Origin of the sequence: Acinetobacter sp. RF14B, from assembly GCF_006864105.1 — a bacterium.
Taxonomy (GTDB): domain Bacteria; phylum Pseudomonadota; class Gammaproteobacteria; order Pseudomonadales; family Moraxellaceae; genus Acinetobacter; species Acinetobacter lwoffii_C.
This window is the reverse complement of record NZ_SMTB01000005.1, coordinates 18,171-38,493: the sequence shown is the minus strand read 5'-3', so window position 1 is coordinate 38,493 and position 20,323 is coordinate 18,171. Positions and strand designations below refer to the sequence as shown.

Annotated in this window: 19 protein-coding genes and 1 pseudogene; 9 read left to right on the top strand and 11 right to left on the bottom strand. The window is 43.1% G+C overall.

What is annotated here, in order from left to right:
* Window positions 1-165: 165 nt before the first annotated feature.
* On the bottom strand, window positions 166-1,509 hold the full coding sequence (gene gdhA / locus E2K52_RS01850; RefSeq protein WP_151203302.1) for an NADP-specific glutamate dehydrogenase: 1,344 nt from the start codon (window positions 1,507-1,509) through the stop codon (window positions 166-168).
* Between the two features lie 349 nt (window positions 1,510-1,858).
* On the opposite strand from gdhA, the gene E2K52_RS01845 reads away from it, so the two are divergent.
* Together E2K52_RS01845 and nth are read left to right on the top strand one after the other, a co-directional pair.
* Window positions 1,859-2,650, top strand: a complete 792-nt coding sequence (locus tag E2K52_RS01845) for an RnfABCDGE type electron transport complex subunit B (RefSeq protein ID WP_151203301.1) — start codon at window positions 1,859-1,861, stop codon at window positions 2,648-2,650.
* Window positions 2,651-2,653: 3 nt separating this feature from the next.
* Window positions 2,654-3,358 (top strand): endonuclease III, encoded by a 705-nt coding sequence (gene nth, locus E2K52_RS01840; protein WP_151203300.1) that lies wholly within the window; start codon window positions 2,654-2,656, stop codon window positions 3,356-3,358.
* 304 nt (window positions 3,359-3,662) lie between these two features.
* Here the strand turns inward: nth and E2K52_RS01835 are convergent, their stop codons facing one another.
* The 4 genes from E2K52_RS01835 to E2K52_RS01820 all read right to left on the bottom strand — a co-directional run bounded on the left by E2K52_RS01835 (window position 3,663) and on the right by E2K52_RS01820 (window position 6,590).
* A complete protein-coding gene (locus E2K52_RS01835; RefSeq protein ID WP_151203299.1) occupies window positions 3,663-3,869 on the bottom strand; it encodes a hypothetical protein in 207 nt (68 codons plus the stop codon).
* Window positions 3,870-3,954: 85 nt separating this feature from the next.
* A complete protein-coding gene (gene adk, locus E2K52_RS01830; RefSeq protein WP_151203298.1) occupies window positions 3,955-4,614 on the bottom strand; it encodes an adenylate kinase in 660 nt (219 codons plus the stop codon).
* Window positions 4,615-4,689: 75 nt separating this feature from the next.
* On the bottom strand, window positions 4,690-6,006 hold the full coding sequence (locus tag E2K52_RS01825) for a hypothetical protein (protein WP_151203297.1): 1,317 nt from the start codon (window positions 6,004-6,006) through the stop codon (window positions 4,690-4,692).
* 65 nt (window positions 6,007-6,071) lie between these two features.
* Window positions 6,072-6,590, bottom strand: coding sequence for a hypothetical protein (locus tag E2K52_RS01820; RefSeq protein ID WP_151203296.1), 519 nt, complete (start codon window positions 6,588-6,590; stop codon window positions 6,072-6,074).
* Between the two features lie 236 nt (window positions 6,591-6,826).
* Here E2K52_RS01820 and mrdA point away from each other — a divergent pair, with 236 nt between their 5' ends.
* Complete coding sequence (gene mrdA / locus E2K52_RS01815; protein WP_151203295.1) at window positions 6,827-8,863, top strand: penicillin-binding protein 2; 2,037 nt, start codon at window positions 6,827-6,829, stop codon at window positions 8,861-8,863.
* A gap of 2 nt (window positions 8,864-8,865) precedes the next feature.
* Window positions 8,866-9,426 (top strand): 16S rRNA (guanine(966)-N(2))-methyltransferase RsmD, encoded by a 561-nt coding sequence (gene rsmD / locus E2K52_RS01810; protein ID WP_151203294.1) that lies wholly within the window; start codon window positions 8,866-8,868, stop codon window positions 9,424-9,426.
* A gap of 89 nt (window positions 9,427-9,515) precedes the next feature.
* Here rsmD and E2K52_RS01805 read toward each other — a convergent pair whose 3' ends face one another.
* Window positions 9,516-9,746 carry a hypothetical protein gene (locus tag E2K52_RS01805; protein WP_151203293.1) on the bottom strand — a complete coding sequence of 77 codons (231 nt, stop codon included), beginning with the start codon at window positions 9,744-9,746 and terminating at the stop codon, window positions 9,516-9,518.
* Between the two features lie 246 nt (window positions 9,747-9,992).
* Here E2K52_RS01805 and E2K52_RS15665 point away from each other — a divergent pair.
* The 3 genes and pseudogenes from E2K52_RS15665 (at window position 9,993) to E2K52_RS01790 (ending at window position 12,001) form a co-directional block, all read left to right on the top strand.
* Window positions 9,993-10,698, top strand: a pseudogene (locus E2K52_RS15665) (TSUP family transporter).
* A 64-nt stretch (window positions 10,699-10,762) separates the two neighbouring features.
* The gene (locus E2K52_RS01795) at window positions 10,763-11,524 is read left to right on the top strand and encodes a 3-oxoacyl-ACP reductase (protein WP_151203292.1); all 762 of its coding nucleotides are present in this window, start codon (window positions 10,763-10,765) and stop codon (window positions 11,522-11,524) included.
* 153 nt (window positions 11,525-11,677) lie between these two features.
* Window positions 11,678-12,001, top strand: coding sequence for a hypothetical protein (locus E2K52_RS01790; protein WP_151203291.1), 324 nt, complete (start codon window positions 11,678-11,680; stop codon window positions 11,999-12,001).
* Between the two features lie 17 nt (window positions 12,002-12,018).
* On the opposite strand, the gene E2K52_RS01785 is transcribed toward E2K52_RS01790, so the two are convergent.
* Window positions 12,019-12,600: a 1-acyl-sn-glycerol-3-phosphate acyltransferase gene (locus tag E2K52_RS01785; RefSeq protein WP_151203290.1), complete on the bottom strand. Its 582-nt coding sequence runs from the start codon at window positions 12,598-12,600 to the stop codon at window positions 12,019-12,021.
* Between the two features lie 816 nt (window positions 12,601-13,416).
* Between E2K52_RS01785 and E2K52_RS01780 the strand changes: the two genes are divergently transcribed.
* Window positions 13,417-13,929, top strand: a complete 513-nt coding sequence (locus E2K52_RS01780; protein ID WP_151203289.1) for a copper resistance protein NlpE — start codon at window positions 13,417-13,419, stop codon at window positions 13,927-13,929.
* 67 nt (window positions 13,930-13,996) lie between these two features.
* Here E2K52_RS01780 and groL read toward each other — a convergent pair whose 3' ends face one another.
* The 4 genes from groL to E2K52_RS01760 all read right to left on the bottom strand — a co-directional run bounded on the left by groL (window position 13,997) and on the right by E2K52_RS01760 (window position 17,866).
* Window positions 13,997-15,631 (bottom strand): chaperonin GroEL, encoded by a 1,635-nt coding sequence (gene groL, locus E2K52_RS01775; protein WP_151203288.1) that lies wholly within the window; start codon window positions 15,629-15,631, stop codon window positions 13,997-13,999.
* 71 nt (window positions 15,632-15,702) lie between these two features.
* Window positions 15,703-15,993 (bottom strand): co-chaperone GroES, encoded by a 291-nt coding sequence (gene groES, locus E2K52_RS01770; protein WP_067729023.1) that lies wholly within the window; start codon window positions 15,991-15,993, stop codon window positions 15,703-15,705.
* A 177-nt stretch (window positions 15,994-16,170) separates the two neighbouring features.
* The gene (locus E2K52_RS01765; protein WP_151203287.1) at window positions 16,171-16,947 is read right to left on the bottom strand and encodes a metallophosphoesterase family protein; all 777 of its coding nucleotides are present in this window, start codon (window positions 16,945-16,947) and stop codon (window positions 16,171-16,173) included.
* Window positions 16,928-17,866, bottom strand: a complete 939-nt coding sequence (locus E2K52_RS01760; RefSeq protein ID WP_151203286.1) for a diacylglycerol/lipid kinase family protein — start codon at window positions 17,864-17,866, stop codon at window positions 16,928-16,930. Before E2K52_RS01760 ends, E2K52_RS01765 begins: the two co-directional genes overlap by 20 nt.
* 416 nt (window positions 17,867-18,282) lie before the next feature.
* Here E2K52_RS01760 and E2K52_RS01755 point away from each other — a divergent pair, with 416 nt between their 5' ends.
* The gene (locus E2K52_RS01755; protein WP_151203285.1) at window positions 18,283-20,112 is read left to right on the top strand and encodes a phosphoenolpyruvate carboxykinase (GTP); all 1,830 of its coding nucleotides are present in this window, start codon (window positions 18,283-18,285) and stop codon (window positions 20,110-20,112) included.
* The last annotated feature ends 211 nt before the right edge of the window (window positions 20,113-20,323 follow it).

Here is a 20,323-nt window from a genome sequence, read left to right as displayed (position 1 = left end):
TTGAAGTCAATTTAGAAGATCAAACTCCAACACTGTGATTAAGCTTCCATCCTGATCAAATGATATTTTAGAGTAACTGCCCTCGCTTAGGTCTGGACTGTTTTTTGTAAAGACAATAAAAAAACCGAGGCAAAATCCTCGGTTTTTATTTAGCTATATTCAGATTTAGAATACACCCTGTGCAAGCATCGCATCCGCTACTTTAACGAAGCCGGCAATATTTGCACCATTTACATAGTTCACAGTGCCATCTTCTTGCATACCGAATTTCACACAGTTACGATGAATTTCTTTCATGATTGCATGCAAGCGCTCATCGACTTCTTCAAATGTCCAACCTAAACGTAAAGCGTTTTGAGACATTTCCAAACCAGAAGTGGCCACACCACCTGCATTTGAAGCTTTACCTGGTGCATAAAGAATTTTCGCTTCAACGAACTTCTCAACTGCTTCCAGCGTAGAAGGCATATTTGCACCTTCCGCCACACAGATCACACCATTTGCTAGCAGAGCTTCAGCATCAGACTCATCCAGCTCATTTTGTGTGGCACATGGAAGCGCAATATCACACTTGATGGACCAAGGGCGCTTACCCTCCAGATACTCAAAACCATGCTTGGAAGCAAATTCGGAAATACGGCCACGTTTTACGTTTTTCAGTTCCATCACTTCAGCCAACAAGGCATCCGTAAAACCGTCTTTAATGTGTACCGTACCCCCCGAGTCAGAGAGTGAAACAACTTTAGCACCCAAATACATCGCTTTTTCAGCGGCGTACTGTGCAACGTTACCTGAACCTGAAATGGTCACTACTTTATCTTTAAAGCTTTCGCTACAGCTCTTAAGCATTTCCTCAGCGAAATACACAGCTCCGTAACCTGTTGCTTCTGGACGAGCCAGTGAGCCACCGAAAGTCAGGCCCTTACCGGTGAATACACATGAAGTGTCATTGCTGAGCTTCTTCATCATACCCGCCATATAGCCCACTTCACGACCGCCTACACCAATATCACCCGCAGGAATATCGGTGTCCGACCCTAAATGACGGTATAACTCAATCATCAGAGACTGGCAGAAACGCATGATTTCGCCTTCTGACTTGCCCTTAGGATCAAAGTCGGAACCACCTTTACCACCGCCCATAGGCAATGTAGTCAGGGCATTTTTAAATGTTTGTTCAAAGCCCAAGAATTTCAGGATAGACAGGTTCACCGATGGGTGAAAACGCATGCCACCTTTAAATGGACCAATCGCTGAGTTATATTGCACGCGAAAAGCACGGTTGACATGGGTTTGACCTTGGTCATCCACCCAGGCAACACGGAACTGGATCACGCGCTCTGGTTCAACTAGACGTTCAAGCAAACCGTGGGCTGCGTATTGTGGATTTTTCTCGATAAATGGCCACAAGCTGGTCATCACTTCTTCAATCGCTTGAAGAAACTCTGGTTGATGTGCATCACGTGATTTTACGTAATCTAGGAACTCATTAAGTGTGTTGTATTTCAACGCTTAATCCTCAGCAGAAAATGGATCAAAATTGGTCAAATTTACAATCAATGTTAAATTTTGGCGCAAAATATTAAATATCTTTTGTAACTAATCTACAATACTTTTTTGAAAAAATCTTTAAAATTAATTTGATAACAAATATTTATACACATTATAAAAATTTTTCCTCTGTTAGAAAATGCTAGTTGAGTCCATCCAGAATTCTGCCTTTATGTCTAAAAAACAAGGCACTAAATGCTAAAAAATCCTGCCCATCATGTGACTTTAAATTTATGTTAAAATTGAAAAAACGACATATTTTGTTTCACTTATACTAAAGCTCAAGCAAGAGCCGCTCTGGTTATTCATGACTTCGCAAATTTCTCTCATCCAGTCCATTGATGCTTTACTGCCCCAAACCCAATGTGGTTTATGTGGTCACCGTGATGGTTGCTTACCTTATGCCCAATCTATTGTTGAGGGTGAAAATGCAAATAAATGTGTACCAGGAGGACAGCCGGTTGCGGATGCTCTGGCCACATTATTAAATCGCACTAAACTTCCGGCCGAAAAAAGTGTCTGGCCGATCCAGGCCGATGGCCGGCCACAGCGGATGAAAGCGGTGATTCGTGAAGATGAATGCATTGGTTGTACCAAGTGTATTAGTGCATGTCCGGTAGATGCAATTATTGGTTCAGGCAAACTCATGCATACAGTTTTGACTGAGCTTTGCACCGGCTGTGAATTATGTATTCCTCCTTGCCCGGTCGACTGCATTGATCTGGTCGAGGATCAGCAGCCTTTAGCTACAGATGCACAGCGTATCACTGAGCAGGATGACCTGCGTCAACGTTACTATGCACATATCCAGCGTGAAGAGAAACGCCGAATGAACCGCAAGGGTCCAGTTGTACGGGCTGAAATCAATACTGCCCTATTTGCACAATTTTCTGCCCAGGTTGAGCAGGTTCCGGCTATTGAAGTTATCCAGAAACCGGCAGATGAGGTGGTCATCTCCGATGCGCAAACGACGATTGAACTTGCCAAACTCCGCACGCAAATCAAGAAGTTGGAAAAACAGCTTTCTGTACGTGAAAATGAACAGAAACGTATACAGCTTGAGGAATTACAGCAGAAATTACAGGGATTACAAGGATAAAATATGAGTACCGCAAGTCATAAACCTGTAAAAAACATGACTAAGAAACAGGTTCAAATCTTTTTTGAGCGCTTAAGAGCGCAGCGACCAGATCCCAAAACTGAACTGAATTATTCTAGCCCATTTGAACTGTTGGTGGCCGTAACCCTGTCTGCCCAAGCAACCGATGTCAGCGTGAATAAAGCCACCGACAAACTGTTTCCAGTGGCCAATACTCCCGAAGCAATTTATGCCTTGGGCGTAGACGGCTTAAAGGAGTATATCAAAACCATTGGTTTATATAATTCAAAAGCGGTTAACGTCATTAAAGCCTGTGAAATACTCATCACGAAACATAATAGCGTAGTACCGGACAATCGTGCTGATCTGGAAGCTCTGCCCGGCGTAGGCCGCAAAACCGCCAATGTGGTGTTAAATACGGCTTTTGGTCAGCCGACCATGGCAGTCGATACCCATATTTTCCGGGTAGGTAATCGTACAGGTCTGGCCGTGGGTAAGAATGTACTGGAAGTAGAACACCGTCTGGTGAAAGTCATTCCCAAGGAATTTATTGTCGATGCCCATCACTGGCTAATTCTGCATGGCCGCTACTGTTGTATCGCACGCAAACCTAAATGTTTTGAATGTGTGGTCGCCGATGTCTGCAACTGGCCGGACCGTTTTGAATTTGGCGCAGGCCAAGCCATTCCAGTAAAAAGTATTGATTAATCTTTTTAGTTAAGTTCTGAGGAAATGAAAAGCTCTTATAAATTGCTTGTCTTTGGTTAACGCCGAGAGTAGAGAGTCATCATGCTGAATAGTTTGAAGTGGGGTTTGTGAATAGAGTTCATCTCAGAACAATCAGCCTGAATAGTGGTGTCGGGCTTGGTGATAAGGAGTTTTATACATACCAGGCTTTCCCCGCCAAGTCAGCAGAAGTGAGTTGGAAACTAAGGAAAAAATCGAGCGCCTAGCGTTAAAAAATATAATTCTTGCATCCTTTACTCCTCAGCTGACTTTTTGTTTCCGGTATTTATTTCTTGTCTGGCTTAGCTTGTTCTTGCTTGGCCCGATCCTGTTCAGCTTGTAATTTTGGATGCAGCTGACGCATAGGTACTTTACCCACATTTTCTGTGCGCTCTTCTTTCTGAACTTTTCTTAGCATTTTAAAGCTCAATACAAACAGGCCTACCAGGACAACCAAACAAAGTCCTATTCCAAGCAATATCGCAATTTCCACAGTGGTCAGCCCTTTTCAATCAACCATAAAAAAGAGCCCTAATATGACTTAGAGCTCTTTTAAAGTCAAAATTATCGAAAATCGATTATTTTGTTTGGTCCAGAACCGCGAAAAGATCAGCCTGAACATCTTCGATTGGACGTAAACCGTTTAGCTTGTCATAAGTCGGCGCATTTTCACCAGATGCTGCACGGCTCTGATAGAAGCTCACCAACTGTTCAGTTTCAGTGTGGTATGAACCCAGGCGCTTACGAATTGTCGCTTCCTGATCATCAGGACGTTGAACCAGATCTTCACCCGTTTCATCATCTTTACCTTCCACCTTAGGTGGATTGTAAATAATATGGTAAACACGACCAGAACCCGGATGCTGGCGACGGCCAGACAGACGTTTTACGATTTCTTCATCCGGTACATCAATTTCAATCACATGATCAATATCGATGCCTTCTTTTTCCAGCGCTTCAGCCTGTGGAATAGTACGTGGGAAACCGTCAAAGATACAGCCATTTACACAGTCAGGCTGTGCAATACGTTCTTTGACCAGTCCAATAATTAATTCATCAGAAACCAAACCGCCATTATCCATGACGTTTTTAGCTTGTAGACCTAATTCAGTTCCTTCACGAATCGCAGCACGGAGCATATCACCGGTTGAAATTTGTGGGATATTGTAGCGCTTACAGATCAACTGAGCTTGTGTACCTTTACCTGCTCCAGGTGGTCCGAGTAAAATAATGCGCATATATAAACATCCTCATTTAAACAATATGTATGACGCCACGACCACAATCTTCTGATTGTGTCCCCCGGCATCTCATTATAAGAAAGCCACAAACAAATGGATTAAACCCGCAATAAAACCGGTGACACCACCCAATACAATCAGGATCCATTCGTCTTCCTGAAATGCAGGACGTAACAGATTCTGAAACTCCTTCGGTGTCAGCTCGCGTATGCGGTCTCTAAACATTTGATAGATCTTCTGTGCACGGCTCGCATTAAATGCAGGGTCGCATACAGGCACCATCGTAATTTCAATCGAGCGATCGATCAAGTCTGTCTTGAGTTTTGCATACTCTTTGGGTCCTAAAGACAACTGTAAAGAGGTCCGAACCAACGGTGTTTCCATAATTTCGTTAATATGGCGTTTGACAATACGACGAGTCTTATCTTTTCGACTGCCATACATCATTTCAGTCATGATTGATTTTAGCGTAATCAGATCTTCTGTGACTACACTTGCAAAAACATCAGAGACTTCTTCCTGACGTTTCATAAAGGCACCTTGTATGTTATAGGTGCTAATTCGTGGAATTACCGGCTTGATCCAAGGGAAGCTGCGATCGGCAGTCCGGGCGAAGAATTGTGGATACTTGATATAGTGCGGCTCTACTGGATTAAATACCATCCAGATGGCAATCCAGTTGGTCAGAAAACCCCAGATTGCTGCCCAGAACGGCACAGTCCAGTGCCAAGGCACCACAAACCACACTATCATCTGGAACAGACCAAAGAGCATTCCGATCAGGGCGCTAATATGCCAGATAAAGTTAATTTCTTTTTGCCCGACTTTAAGGAACATGCGTACCATTAAACGCCGGTCACCTTCCATTTGGCTGACCACCATCTCCCGCATATTGACCAGTGACTCAACGTTCATGGTCAGCTCGGTCACAAGTTCTTTTAAGGTACTTGGTAGCTGCTTATGGGCCTGGGCATAAATACGGCGTTTAATAGAATAAGGTAAATTTTCCCAAAGTACCGCATTACGGTCGATCATCACTTCATCAATCAGGTGCTCAAGCTCAAAACCCACCTGTTCACCAATAATACGAGCCATATCATCTGGATCCATGGCATTTAAAAACTCATGCAACGAGCCCAGTTTAGATAAAGTATTATCTGTGATAATTCCCGAAATACGTCCAGCTTTACGCGGTACGATCCCCTGCCATCCCACAGGTAGAGGGCCTATATGAAAACCCCAGAAGTTGATTGGATAAAACACCATTTTTAGTGCCATCCATACGTGTGCCCACGTTACAAATGCGGTGACCGGGATAATGCTGAGCACGGCCCAGAAATCCGGGCGATTCAAAAAGACTTGCCATAACTCGTTGACGTACTCAAGCATGCATAACTTCCATATTTAATTTTTTGTTCACAGTATACACGTATTAATAAAGTCAAATATTTTCTCTATAAACCGATACTTAAAGTATAGGAAAATTGTAGCCGCGGTTCAGTTTCAGCCACCACCCGGCCGTTTCGGTCTTCTAGTTTCTCACCTGCCCCTATCCCGATACTAAAGCTGCTGATCCGCTCTGAGTTCAGCAAGACGTAGGCCAGATCAACGCCTGCACCCAAGCGAGCTTTATCTTGGCGGTCTACCTGTTTAGTATCAATATGTCCTGCATAAGCTCCAATATAATAACCATTTTTATCTTTACCTGTGAGGTGGGCCGGGTAACGAAAGCCAACTTGTGCTCCCACAGTCTTGTCATCGTTGATAAAGACACCACCTTTCACATAAGCAATCCCATAAGGATTCACCCATTCAGTATTTAAATGGAGCATTTTCTGGGTCAATCCTGCTCCGATATTCCAAGTTTTGGGTTGCTGATCATTTAACTGGGCCTGCCTGTGATTGTCCTGGGCATAGGCAGAACCCGCAACTGCCCATAAAGCACACATTAACAAAGGGTAAACTTGGTTCATTCCTTCACCATCATCCTTAATTATATTTTTTGGTAGAGCTCTATTTTTATTTAATTTCGACTTTAGCAGAATTATCCAGACTGTTATAGGCAGCAGCTTATAATTTTCATGTCTACAAAGTCAAAACGTCGTCGCCATCTCATTTTGCAGCTGTTTTTTCGTTATCAAATTAAGAACAGTTGCGTTAGAATACTCCACTTTGATTCTTTTCTCTCAGGTCTTAAGTCGATCGCGTTATGAAGCAGCACTTTCCTTTAAAAAATGCACAACAAGAAAAGCGCATCTATCGCAATCGGGTCATGATTTCGTTTGGAATCGTCATTTTCTTTATGCTGCTGCTGGTATGCCGCTATGCTTACCTGCAAATTTTTAATTTTGAAACTTTTTCCACGGCTTCTGACCAGAACCGGATTCGCCTGCAACCTTTAGCGCCCGCACGGGGATATATCTATGACCGTAACGGGGTGCTTTTAGCCGATAATTATCCGGTTTTTACAGCAACGTTAAGCCGTGCAGATGTCAAGGATATTGACCAGACTATTGAACAACTCAAGCCAATTTTAGACCTGAGCGAAGAAGATATCCAAGGTTTTCAGAGCCGGATTAAAACCGCTCGTCGTACCGAACGGGTCTCGATTAAACTGAACCTGAATGAAAGTGATATTGCACGTTTTAGTGAAGTGAAATATCAGTTCCCAGGTGTCAATATTGAGACCCAGATGACCCGCTATTATCCGCATGGTGAGCTGTTTGCTCATGTCATCGGTTATGTAGGCCGTATTAATGACAAAGAACTCAAGTCGATCGATAAAGACCTATATGCCGGCACCAACCTGATCGGGAAGATTGGGGTAGAAAAATCCTACGAGGAATTACTGCACGGAGTTCCGGGCAATGAATCGGTTGAAGCAGATGCCTTTGGTAATGTATTGCGTCATCTCGGCCGTAAAGACCCAGTCCGTGGCAATGACCTGTTCCTGTCTTTGGACTATGGCCTGCAAGTTGTTGCCTCAGAGCAGCTGGCTGGACGCCGTGGTGCCATTGTGGCCATGAATCCGAAAACTGGAGAAATTCTGGCACTGGTCTCTAGCCCTAGCTTTAACCCGAACCTGTTTGTAACCGGAATTAGCCACAAGAACTATAGTGCATTAAGGGATAACCTCGACCAGCCGCTTTATAACCGTGCTGTACAAGGGGTCTATCCACCAGGTTCCACCATTAAACCCATGTTTGGACTGGGCGGGATTCATTATGGTTATGTGGACTGGGATACCACCATTTCTGATCCGGGTTATTTTAGCCTGCCTGGCGATAGTCACCGTTTCCGTGATCATAAAAAGACCGGGCATGGTGCAGTCGATATGCATAAGGCACAGAACGTTTCCTGTGATACCTATTTTTATGTGCTGTCCTATCGCATGGGTATTGAAAAAATGGACACCTGGATGCGCCAGTTCGGTTTTGGTGAAAAAACCGGTGTAGATCTGCCCAGTGAAAGTTCAGGACTTTATCCTAACCCGGATTGGAAAATGCGTACCCGAAATGCTAAATGGCTACGTGGTGAAACCATTTCAGTCAGTATTGGTCAGGGCGCCTTTACTGCAACCCCTTTACAGCTCGCGATGGCGACAGCTATTACTGCCAACCATGGTAATAAAGTCATTCCGCACGTCCTGCGAGAAAGCCGTGGTGCAAAATCTTTCCAGGTACATAATGGCACGCATGGCAAAATTGAATTTAATGGAAGCGATGAAGACTGGATTAAAATGCGTGATGCTATGGTTGACGTCATCCAGACTGGGACCGGCCGTGGGATTCGTGGGGGCTTACAGTATTCAATTGCAGGTAAAACCGGAACGGCACAGGTTAAAAGTATTGCTCAAGGAAAGCGCTATAACGAAGCCTTACTGAATGAACGTCAGCTTGACCACGGTTTATTCGTCGGTTTTGCGCCAGCAGAAAGTCCTGAAATTGCCATTGCAGTGATTCTGGAAAATGGCCGCGGTGGTAGTGCGGCTACAGCACTTGCCCGCCCGATCTTCGACTATTGGCTGCTCCACAAGGACAAAAATCCAGTACGTCCACACAACCATCAGTTAAGTGGTGGCCTGATGACTGCGGGGATCAAACCTGGTGAATTGCCAAGTGGTGAAAGTCTGCTCAGTCCAAATTCAGCCGGCACAACGAATACATCTGACAATGCGGCAGCTTCTCCCCCAGGCAATGCTTCAGCTCCCGCAACCCCTGCACCTGCTTCTATAGAGCGAGATTAACCATGAAAAATCAGCTTCGTATTATTGGAGGTGACTGGAAACGCCGGCAACTGGCTTTTGCCAGCATTGAAGGGCTTCGTCCTACGCCAGACCGCGTTCGTGAGACTCTGTTCAACTGGCTCATGTGGGATATTCAGAATGCTGTTGTCCTGGACCTGTGCACAGGCTCGGGAGCATTATCCTTTGAAGCGCTGTCACGCGGTGCTGCTCAAGTGGTCATGATTGAACCTGACCGTACTCAGGCGCAGTTTTTAACCAATAATCTTGAGCTGTTAAAAGTCACCAAGTCACGTGCCCAGTTAAAAATTGCTACGGCGCAGCAAGCGTTGACAAATATAAAGCAGCAATTTGACCTGGTCTTTCTGGACCCCCCTTATGGCCTAGACTTATGGGAAGAATTGGCTCAGCAAGCAGATCCGCTGATTAAGTCTGAAGCTTATATTTATGTCGAAGCAGACAAGGACTTACATCAGCTGAAGCTTCCGGCTTCATGGCATTTAATTAAAACGACCAAAGCAGGTATGATCCGGGCGGGATTGTATCAGAAAAATGTAAATGCATAGTGATCGAAAAAAATCATAAAAAAGGATTCCAGTATGGAATACTTTTTAAGTAATTACATCGTCAAGTTAAAAACTAAGCCATAACCTGCTTAACGGTCACGACGCCAGTCACGGTTGTCCCGATCATGTTTCCAGTCCCGATGATCTTTATGTTTCCAGTCGCGGTCACCATGTTTTCGGTCATAGTGGCGGTCACCATGATTCCGATCATATTGTCCATGACGGTCTTTATTGTAACGATAATCACCATCATCATAAGGGTCAACCACACAACCGGTGACAGAGATTGCCAATATAGACAGTAATATGATTCTTTTCATATTCATCCCCTCTTACTTCATTATTTAGTATCGAATGATTTAATGGAGAATAAACGTGATGATTGTTGTACTGTTGTAGCTTTTATTCACTACTTATGCGTACAGAGATTCAGGCGAATCTGACCGCAGCCTTCAGGTATCAATCCAGTGAAATATAAACTTGGATTTTGCAGGAATCTGCTAAAACTATTTACCTCTATATAAGCACTTCATTTTACGACCTTGCTGGTTTTTATTGTAGGCGCCATGATTGCAGCTTTCGTTCAAGGCCTGACCGGTTTTGCCTTTGCTTTAATTGCCCTGTCATTCTGAATCTGGGTTTTGTAGCCCAACCAGCAGCCCCTTAGAGGTATGCCCCGCTGTCTGGAGTCATCTCATTTGTCTAAGTCAGGAACAAGACCAGTCAGTTTTACCCGGATAGCTTGGCTTGATCTGCCTGATTTATTAGCAGGATGAATCGGAATCCCACTCAGTATTTGTTTATTCCACATCATTCAAGCCAATACTTTTAAATTGGTGCTGGGAATATTTTTGATTCTCTGGTCACCGATAATGCTACTGCCCCCCCACTAGCCGCGCTTGAATGTCCAGGAAAAGTCATTGACAGCGTGATCGGCTTTATAGGTGGCATTTTAGGAGGGTTAAGTGTATTTTTCGGCTCATTCAACCTAAATAATGATTAGACAACGGCACAGAGCAGCACAACCTAATATCCTACGTCATTTTAATCTTTCTATTCAGCTGTTTAGCCTCGGGGCTTATTGGCAGTCATTTCTCTTCTCTGGCAATTCTCATGATTTTTGTCCTCTCTGCCATTTTGGGTGCCAGGTTGCTTTATCACATTTTTGAACTGGTCTTTAAACGGATTATTTTAGAGCGGTTGTTCAGTGCCGGCAGGTTTTCTGCTCATGAGCCAGCTGATGTAAATCAGACGATCCAGATTATTTTCTAAAACTTGGACAGTATTCCTAGAACTGTTATGGTAGGTTCATGTTCAGTAACTTCAGATAAAATTCATGCAAATTCGTGATCAGATTGTTCTTGTGACTGGCGGTGCCCGCGGTCTTGGTCTAGCTATTTCTCATGCCCTGCTTTCCGAAGGTGCGCGCGTGGTGGTGAATTATCATAATAGCCAGCAAGCAGCTGAACAGTTGGCCCAACAGTATCCTGAGCAAGTTTTTATCTATCAGGCCGATGTAACACAAGCTGATCAGGTTAATGCCATGTTTGCGGCTGCTAAAAGCCATTTTAATGAAGCGATTCATGCCGTGGTCAATAATGCTCTGATCCAGTTTGAATTTAATGGCGATGCGCGTCCTAAAGTAGAGCAACTGACCTGGGACATGATGCAACGCCAGCTGAGCGGAGCAGTACAGGCCGCTTTAAATACGACTCAAGCTGCGCTACAAGATATGCAACAAAACCGCTTTGGCCGTATTGTCAATATCGGGACGAATCTGGTGCAGAACCCAGTCGTGCCTTATCATGACTATACCGCTGCAAAAGCTGCGCTGCTGGCATTTACCCGTACCACCGCTCAAGATCTGGGACAGTATGGTATACATGTCAATATGCTCTCAGGTGGGTTATTACAAAAGACAGATGCCAGCAAAGCCACACCGGATGCTGTGTTTGACTTGATCGCGGCTTCTACACCGATGGGCCATGTGGTATCACCCGAAGAATTTGCTGCGGCTATTCTTATGTTCCTGTCTCCGTATGCACGCGCAGTCACAGGACAAAACCTGATTGTAGATGGCGGCTTGGTAAAAGGCTAAGGTCTGTACAACGAAAGCACTTAAAGCCAGCCACTGGCTTTAAGTTAAGAGGTCAATTTTCTAGTTTTTAACCAGTTATTTAAATTTAGAGAGGTTAAATCAGATTTTTAATTTACACTATTCACTTTCTTACCAAACCTACCTATTTTTATTATGAAAACTATCACAGCATTGCTCGGTAGCATCTTACTGGCAGGTTGTATGTCTAGTGATCTTAAAAAATCAGAACAGATGCTCGATAACTTTCGCTGCACCAAGATTGAAACCTCACAAATGTCAAACAATGCAGTGACGGACTATTATCAGCAGTCACTTTACAGCACCAAAGCCAAAGCTGAATCCTATATTCAGCAATATCAGCAAGGTCAAAAGCTATTTGATATTCCCTTAACCGAAGTGGTTCAGCAGCAATATGATCTGTATAAAGATGCCTGCCAGAATCTCGGAGGCATCTTGGCTACCCAGCATCACCCCTGAACTCAGCTTGTATCCGGTTAAGCTGCATAACGCTGGTCGATGCTGAATTTTTCAGGAAATTTCGGTTGAATGTTGACATAAAAGGCCATAATTTCAGCCATATCCTGTTCATAATTTCCAGTTGGGTAGATAATTTTCCCTACACCTGCCTCTTTTTTCTCATAATCCATATAGGCCAAGGCAATAGGCACACCGGCATTGATTGCTACATGATAAAAACCGGTTTTCCATTGCTCCTGACGGGAACGTGTACCTTCCGGAGTAATCAGCATTATCAGTTTAGGATGTTCTTTAAATAAGTCACTCATGACCTGAACCATACTTGGACGTGGCTCACCTGGCTGCTTAGGACAGCGATTAATACCAATACCCCCCATCGCCCGTACAAACGGTCCAAATGGAAGTTTCATATAGCTGTCTTTAATCGTCAGGCGGACATTCACCCTCAACGCTTTTAAAGCAAGACGCGCATAAAGTGCATCCCAGTTGCTGGTATGGGGTGCTGCGATCATCACGCATTGATCTAGGTCTTCCGGCCATTGATTATCAGTTTTCCAGCCCATTAAATTCAGAGTTTTTTCAGCCCATTTTTCAAACACGATAGGTCACAAACATTCGCAAAAATTCGGCACAGTCTAACAACAAAGTAAAATATAGATAGAGTGAAATGTACACAAAATAGACAATTAATTTATATTTGTATTTTAAATTTAAACAAGAGATTTTTCTTTTTGCTAATCAATTACTTTTTTAATTGGACTGATATCAAACTCTATAACCGTTTATCTATATTTGCGATAACGCGTATTTTTTATGCCACCCATCTCCCAATTTTCAGATAAAGACATTACAGGTTTCCGGGAAATTAACCGCACGCATAACAGCGCTAGTTTATTCGCTATTTTAGAAGATGGATGTACAAACAGGGTGAAGCTGATAGTTCTGATGATCTCGGTCATTCCGGCATAGACATCAGACTGTTAGCTTGGAATACGACCACTATTCATCACAGCCCATCTTTCACCAGGTACCCATGGCGGGTTGGAACTTTCACATCCGGTAAATAGTTAGGCAATACCTTAAATCTGGATGATAGACGTTTAATTTTGACTGAATTTGGAATAGATAAGACGAATTATTTGACCCGCGTCCAACAATCTCCTAATCTGGCAAAAATCTGAAAATTTTCAGTTATTGACTTTCTATAACAATACTTATTATTTCATGCTGGATATAGCCGATTATATGCTGATGAAATTACGATACTTGCTGGTATTCTCAAGATTCTTCAAGTTATATTTGCTCAACTTCACTTGCTTCACCTACGGAAGCAAACTTTAACAAGATCTCTCTTTTATATTTTCCCTGTCCTTTTAAGGTATTTAAAGTGCAATAAAAAAACCAGGTGAACCTCAATGAAAAAAATTCTATTTTCTGCCCTGCTGACTGTAACGGTTGCAAGCTTAACCGCCTGTTCAAAACAGGAAGAACGTGACATGACCAATACCGAGCAGGCCGATTCAGTTCTCAATTCTTCTACCTCTTCAGAACCTGCAAGCACTCAAAGCACATCCAGTACTGGCCTGACCACCAATGATCGTGCAGAAACTGCCCTAGATTGGTCAGGTGAATATGAAGGTGTTTTCCCCTGCGCAGACTGTGAAGGCATCAAGGTCGAACTCGAACTCCATCCTGATAAAACTTATGAATTAAAGGAAGAATATCTCGGTAAAGGTAAAAACAATGAAACTGAAATTAAAGGCAGTTTCAGTTTTGACTCACAACAGCCTTCAATTATTATTCTGGATGCCAAGGCTGAAAACCGGAAATTTTTTGTAGGTGAAAATTTTCTTGAAGCGCGTAATCTTGAAAATGGTCAAAAAATCGAGAGCAAGCTGAATTATAAACTGCTTAAAAAAGCATCCTGATAATGCATCAGCTAAAAAAATCCCCGCATAAGCGGGGATTTTTTAGATCGAATGACCGGATGATGAATTACATCATGCCGCCCATGCCACCCATACCGCCCATATCTGGCATAGCTGGTTTTTCTTCTGGAATTTCTGTGATCATACACTCAGTGGTCAGCATCAAGCCAGCTACAGAAGCAGCATGCTCAAGCGCTGAACGAGTTACTTTTGCAGGATCAAGAATACCCATTTCCAGCATATCGCCATATTCGCCAGTTGCAGCGTTGTAACCAAAGTTACCTTCACCGTTCTTCACTGCGTTGATTACAACAGATGGTTCATCACCTGCGTTTGCAACGATTTGACGAAGAGGTGATTCAATCGCACGACGAAGGATGTTAATACCTACGTTCTGGTCATCGTTTATGCCAGTCACACCGTCAAGTGCTTTTGCTGCACGTACTAGTGCAACACCACCACCAGCAACAACACCTTCTTCAACCGCTGCACGAGTTGCATGAAGCGCATCATCTACACGGTCTTTCTTCTCTTTCATTTCTACTTCAGTTGCAGCACCGATCTTGATAACTGCTACACCGCCTGCCAGTTTAGCAACGCGTTCCTGAAGTTTTTCCTTATCGTATTCAGAAGTAGATTCTTCGATTTGCGCACGGATTTGCTGTACACGGTCAGCAATTTGAGCTGCATCACCAGCACCATCCACAATGACCGTATTTTCTTTAGACACTGTGACTTTATGTGCAGTACCAAGGTGTTCAAGCGCTGTTTGATCTAACTGCATACCGATTTCTTCAGAAATTACAGTACCGCCAGTTAAAATCGCGATGTCTTGCAGCATTGCTTTACGACGGTCGCCGAAACCAGGCGCTTTAACCGCACATACTTTAATGATGCCACGCATGTTGTTAACAACAAGTGTTGCAAGTGCTTCACCTTCAACATCTTCAGCAATGATCAGAAGCGGTTTACCTGTTTTTGCAACAGCCTCTAATACAGTGATGAGTTCACGGATGTTGCTGATTTTTTTATCAACCAACAAAATGAACGGGTTTTCCAGTTCAGCTGTTAAAGTATCTTGCTTGTTTGCAAAGTATGGAGAGATATAACCGCGGTCAAACTGCATACCTTCTACAACATCAAGCGAATCTTCAAAGCCTGAACCTTCTTCAACAGTGATCACGCCTTCTTTGCCCACTTTTTCCATTGCTTGCGCAATCAGTTTACCTACAGTGGTGTCAGAGTTTGCAGAGATCGAACCAACCTGTTCAATTGCTTTAGAATCAGATGCTGGCTTGGCAGTTGTTTTGATATTTTCAACCACAGTTCTTACTGCAAGGTCGATACCGCGTTTCAAGTCCATTGGGTTCATACCCGCAGTTACAGACTTGATCCCTTCGTTCAGGATAGCTTGAGCCAATACGGTTGCAGTTGTTGTACCGTCACCTGCGATGTCATTGGTTTTTGAAGAAACTTCGCGAACCAGCTGCGCACCCATATTTTCAAATTTGTCTTTTAGGGTAATTTCTTTTGCAACAGAAACACCATCTTTAGTGATGTGCGGTGCACCAAAAGAACGGTCGATTACAACGTTACGGCCTTTAGGACCTAACGTTACTTTCACCGCATCTGCAAGCGTATTGACACCAGCAATCATTTTGCTGCGAGCTGAATCACCAAATTTTACGTCTTTAGCTGACATAGTTGACTCCGAATATTTTTAATAGCTTTACAAAATCTGATATGGAATGTGTAAGACTGTATTTAGCGAAATTAAGCTTCTAGCACCGCTAAAATATCAGACTCTTTCATAATTAATAGTTCTTCACCATCCACTTTTACCGTTGTGCCGGCATAAGTACCGAACAATACTTTGTCGCCAACTTTTACATCTAATGCGCGTACGCCATTGTCAGTGATCTGACCATTACCTACTGCAATAATTTCCCCTTGTGCCGGTTTTTCTGCAGCAGAACCTGGAAGTAAAATACCGCCAGCTGTTTTAGTTTCTTCTTCAACACGACGAATAACAACGCGGTCATGTAATGGACGAATGTTGCTCATATTTAACTCCATCAGACTAAGTCTTTTTTGATTACTGATAATGACTTCGTTATTCCCTGGGTCACTATCAAAACTTTTAGATGTCACTTTTATGGAGATGGAATAAAACGCTTCAAGGGTAAAAATAAAAAAAATTTCGTTTTTTTTGATATTTTTTGATCAATTACACTATTTCGTCTATTTATTCAGCGCATCGGGGTGCAATACAAAGTTTTTAGTTTGCTCATCAAATAAATATTGAGAAATTTTTCCTGCTGCATCAATCAGATTAAAACTGTTTGGTTGACTTTTATGGAGCCGATGCGAGGTAGAGGTTCCAGCGTGTACATCATAGACAGGATGATCTACCCCCAGCCTAAACATGCAGTTTAGGTCATAGCTGGCTGGCTGATGTAGATGACCATGCAAGACTGCGAACAGGCCATGTCTGGCCCAAGCCTCCAAGGCAATCTTGGCCATGAGTGGGCTATCTTTAAAACCGCGCTTATTGTGAAAAGGCACATAAAAAGGTTGATGGCTCACAATAATTTTGATCTTAGAGGAAGGTGCCTGTGCCAACTTCTGATCAATGCGCTGAATCTGCTCAAGCGATAAATGCCCTTTGGTATGATAGCGACGCCGGATTGAATTCACTCCGATCAGATAAAAATTTTCCGTTTCGAGGGTGGGTTCCAGTTCACGAAAAAAAAACTGATAACGGGTAAAAGGACTAAAGAGGCGATTCCATAAATGATAAAGCGGAATATCATGATTGCCGGGAATGACCAGATAAGGTGTACTGAGCTGATCCAGAAATCGTTTGCAGGCATAAAATTGCGCAAACCTGGCGCGCTGGGTCAAATCTCCGCTCACCACGACCGCCTCCAGAGGATGAGCCTGACAGAACTGACGGATCGCCTCCAGACACTCAGGTCTTTCTGTTCCAAAATGCAAATCAGAGAGATGTAGAATCATAAGGCACCAAAACGCTTAGGCTATTTTTAAGGACAGCAATATTGAGAGGCGGTGTCATTTCTACAGTTTCTCCATCTATGGCCACCATCAGCTTGTGACGCCCTGCTTTAATACAGACATGATCTGCTGCAAAACTGTAGACGTCCGAAGCCTGATCAATCTTGCCTCTAATTAGCTGATAAACCAGTCTGAATAAAGTCAGCTTATCGCTTTTGGCCACCACCACCCCAGCCACTTTACCCTGCTCTGCTGCCTGAGCAATCCGCATTTTCATTTCTTCCAGCTGCAAAGGGTTATTTCCAAAAAAGATCAGCGGCGTTTTTACCGGATATTTTTTCTGGTCAATCCAGATTTCCAGCTTGAGTTCCTTATGATTACGAATCAACACATCCAGTGCTGAGGTATAAGCATGCAAAGGCAAACGCCCAAAAAGACGATTATAATCTTCTCTTTTTTTGATAAATAAAGGATATAAGCCCAGACTGGCATTATTCAGGTAAATGTCCTGATTAATTTGTGCCACATGAATCCGTTTAGCTTGACCTGTGACAATCACCTGTGCCGCTTCAAGCAGCTCTAAAGGAATATGTAATCTTCGGGCAACGTAATTAAACGTGCCCATTGGCAAAATCCCAACAGGAATGGGGGTATTAAGCAAATACTTGGCGACTGCATTTAAAGTACCATCACCGCCAGCCGCGACCACAATGCCTTTGTCAGATGCCTGAGAATGTCGTTCCAGCACCTGCTGCATAATCAGTTTAAATTGTTCTGGAGTATTAATTTCAAAAGCCTGAGTGTCATAGCCATACGATGCAAAAATATTAGTCAGCTCTGTATACAGCTCTTGCTGACCTGTAATACGAAAGCCTGAATTATGATTATAAATAATCGATAAAGGTTTAGATTGCTTAGACATTTTTCGCTTAAATATACTGAAACCTTTAGGCATTTTGTCGAATTCATAGACAATTAAAAGCTGCTTTATGTAAAATTCAAATCACAGTCATTCATTTAATCAATAAATGAGTGAGAACAAATATTTAATTTAAGTCATTGATAAATAATATAATCAATTAAATAAATACCACACATAAAAAAACAAAATAACAATTAAAATCAAAGATATCCTTCTTATGTGGTTGTTTTACATCAAATTAATCAATGAGCAGCATTATATTCCAAAAAAAATCTAGCGCGCCTTTAGTCTTATTTTTTTTATGATTTTATGCTTTAATACAGCCACTTTTTTTTCATATTTCATCTGAGCAGTTGCTGTATTGTTCAGATTGTACTTTGTACAACCTTTTGTACACATTTGAGATAGGCCTCACCATGACCCAAGTGAACGCACCAGAATTCGTTCGTCACCCTAAGCTTATTGCTTGGGTGGAAGAAATTGCTAATTTAACAAAACCAGCAAAAATTGAATGGTGTGACGGTAGCGCAGAAGAATATCAACGTTATATCGACTTGATGATCGCTAACGGCACAATGCAAGCGCTGAACCAAGAAACACATCCGGGTTCTTATCTTGCAAATTCTGATCCTTCTGACGTTGCGCGTGTTGAAGGTCGTACATATATCTGTTCAGAAAACAAAGAAGATGCTGGTGCAACCAACAACTGGGAAGCGCCTGCAGAAATGCGTGCTCGTCTGAACGGTTTATTTGATGGTTCAATGAAGGGCCGTACTTTGTATGTGGTTCCTTTCTCTATGGGTCCTTTAGGTTCTCATATTGCCCATATCGGTATCGAATTAACAGATTCTCCATACGTTGCAGTTAGCATGTCTAAAATGGCGCGCATGGGTAAAGCTGTTTATGACGTACTGGGTACTGACGGTGAATTCGTTCCTTGCGTACACACTGTAGGTGCTCCGCTGGAAGAAGGTCAAAAAGATGTTGCATGGCCTTGCAACCCTGAAAAATATATCGTTCATTACCCAGAAACTCGTGAAATCTGGTCTTACGGCTCTGGTTATGGCGGTAACGCATTGCTGGGTAAAAAATGTCTTGCTTTACGTATCGCCTCTTATATGGGACGTGAACAAGGCTGGTTAGCTGAACATATGCTGATCCTTGGTGTAACGAATCCACAAGGTGAAAAACACTATATCGCAGCTGCATTCCCTTCTGCTTGTGGTAAAACCAACTTTGCGATGCTGATTCCACCAGCAGGCTATGAAGGCTGGAAGATTGAAACCGTAGGTGACGATATTGCCTGGATCAAACCAGGTGAAGATGGTCGTTTATACGCAATCAACCCTGAAGCTGGTTTCTTCGGTGTAGCACCTGGTACAAATACCAAGACCAACCCGAACTGTATGGCCACGCTTCACAAAGACGTGATCTACACCAACGTTGCTGTAACTGACAACGGTGAAGTTTGGTGGGAAGGTCTGACCAAAGAAGCACCTGCGAATCTGACCAACTGGAAAGGTCAACCGCATACTGGTGAAGAAAAAGCAGCGCATCCAAATGCGCGCTTCACTGTTGCTGCAGGTCAATGCCCTTCTATTGATGCTGACTGGGAAAATCCGGCAGGTGTTCCTATTTCTGCATTCATCTTCGGTGGTCGCCGTGCAGACACAGTGCCTTTAATCTCAGAAGCTTTTGACTGGGTTGATGGCGTGTATAAAGCTGCAACTATGGGTTCTGAAACGACTGCAGCTGCAGTTGGTCAGCAAGGTATTGTTCGCCGTGACCCATTCGCAATGCTTCCATTTGCGGGTTACAACATGGCTGACTACTTCACGCACTGGTTAGAAATGGGCGAGAAAGTAGGTGCTAAAGCTAAAGCTGCAGGTAACAAACTTCCTGGTATCTACAATGTGAACTGGTTCCGCCGTGATGCTGAAGGCAACTTTGTATGGCCTGGTTTTGGTCAAAACATGCGTGTGCTTGAGTGGATCATTGACCGTTGTGAAGGCCGCGCTGATGCAGTTGAAACTCCAATCGGCCGTGTTCCAACTTACGAACAGTTGAACTGGACTGGTGTAGACTTCACCAAAGAACAGTTTGATCTTGTGACTGCTCAAGATAAAGATCAATGGATCAAAGAGCTTGAAAGCCACACTGAACTATTCGACAAACTGGGTGAGCGTTTACCAGAAGCGCTGAAAAAACGTCAAGCTGAGCTTTTAGAAGCAGTTAAATCAGCTTAATTATAAGTTAAAATGAAAAAAGACCGCTCATGCGGTCTTTTTTTGTCTATTTGACGACTTGAATGGATCAATGAACAAAAAATATAACAAGGGATTTTTTAAAAGCACTTATCCCAATGACCTGCTTACCTGGGCTATCCAGCTTCACTCTGGCTAACTCTACTATGTCCTAACAACCCGTTGTGTACGTCTGTGCCATTTTTTATTTTAT

Coding starts and splice junctions, on each gene's coding strand:
- rsmD (WP_151203294.1), top strand. CDS start 8,866: ATGAAAAATCAGCTTCGTATTATTGGAGGTGACTGGAAACGCCGGCAA.
- mrdA (WP_151203295.1), top strand. CDS start 6,827: ATGAAGCAGCACTTTCCTTTAAAAAATGCACAACAAGAAAAGCGCATC.
- E2K52_RS01825 (WP_151203297.1), bottom strand. CDS start 6,006: ATGCTTGAGTACGTCAACGAGTTATGGCAAGTCTTTTTGAATCGCCCG.
- E2K52_RS01805 (WP_151203293.1), bottom strand. CDS start 9,746: ATGAAAAGAATCATATTACTGTCTATATTGGCAATCTCTGTCACCGGT.
- E2K52_RS01755 (WP_151203285.1), top strand. CDS start 18,283: ATGACCCAAGTGAACGCACCAGAATTCGTTCGTCACCCTAAGCTTATT.
- nth (WP_151203300.1), top strand. CDS start 2,654: ATGAGTACCGCAAGTCATAAACCTGTAAAAAACATGACTAAGAAACAG.
- E2K52_RS01760 (WP_151203286.1), bottom strand. CDS start 17,866: ATGTCTAAGCAATCTAAACCTTTATCGATTATTTATAATCATAATTCA.
- E2K52_RS01780 (WP_151203289.1), top strand. CDS start 13,417: ATGAAAAAAATTCTATTTTCTGCCCTGCTGACTGTAACGGTTGCAAGC.
- E2K52_RS01765 (WP_151203287.1), bottom strand. CDS start 16,947: ATGATTCTACATCTCTCTGATTTGCATTTTGGAACAGAAAGACCTGAG.
- E2K52_RS01790 (WP_151203291.1), top strand. CDS start 11,678: ATGAAAACTATCACAGCATTGCTCGGTAGCATCTTACTGGCAGGTTGT.
- E2K52_RS01845 (WP_151203301.1), top strand. CDS start 1,859: ATGACTTCGCAAATTTCTCTCATCCAGTCCATTGATGCTTTACTGCCC.
- E2K52_RS01820 (WP_151203296.1), bottom strand. CDS start 6,590: ATGAACCAAGTTTACCCTTTGTTAATGTGTGCTTTATGGGCAGTTGCG.
- adk (WP_151203298.1), bottom strand. CDS start 4,614: ATGCGCATTATTTTACTCGGACCACCTGGAGCAGGTAAAGGTACACAA.
- groL (WP_151203288.1), bottom strand. CDS start 15,631: ATGTCAGCTAAAGACGTAAAATTTGGTGATTCAGCTCGCAGCAAAATG.
- groES (WP_067729023.1), bottom strand. CDS start 15,993: ATGAGCAACATTCGTCCATTACATGACCGCGTTGTTATTCGTCGTGTT.
- E2K52_RS01795 (WP_151203292.1), top strand. CDS start 10,763: ATGCAAATTCGTGATCAGATTGTTCTTGTGACTGGCGGTGCCCGCGGT.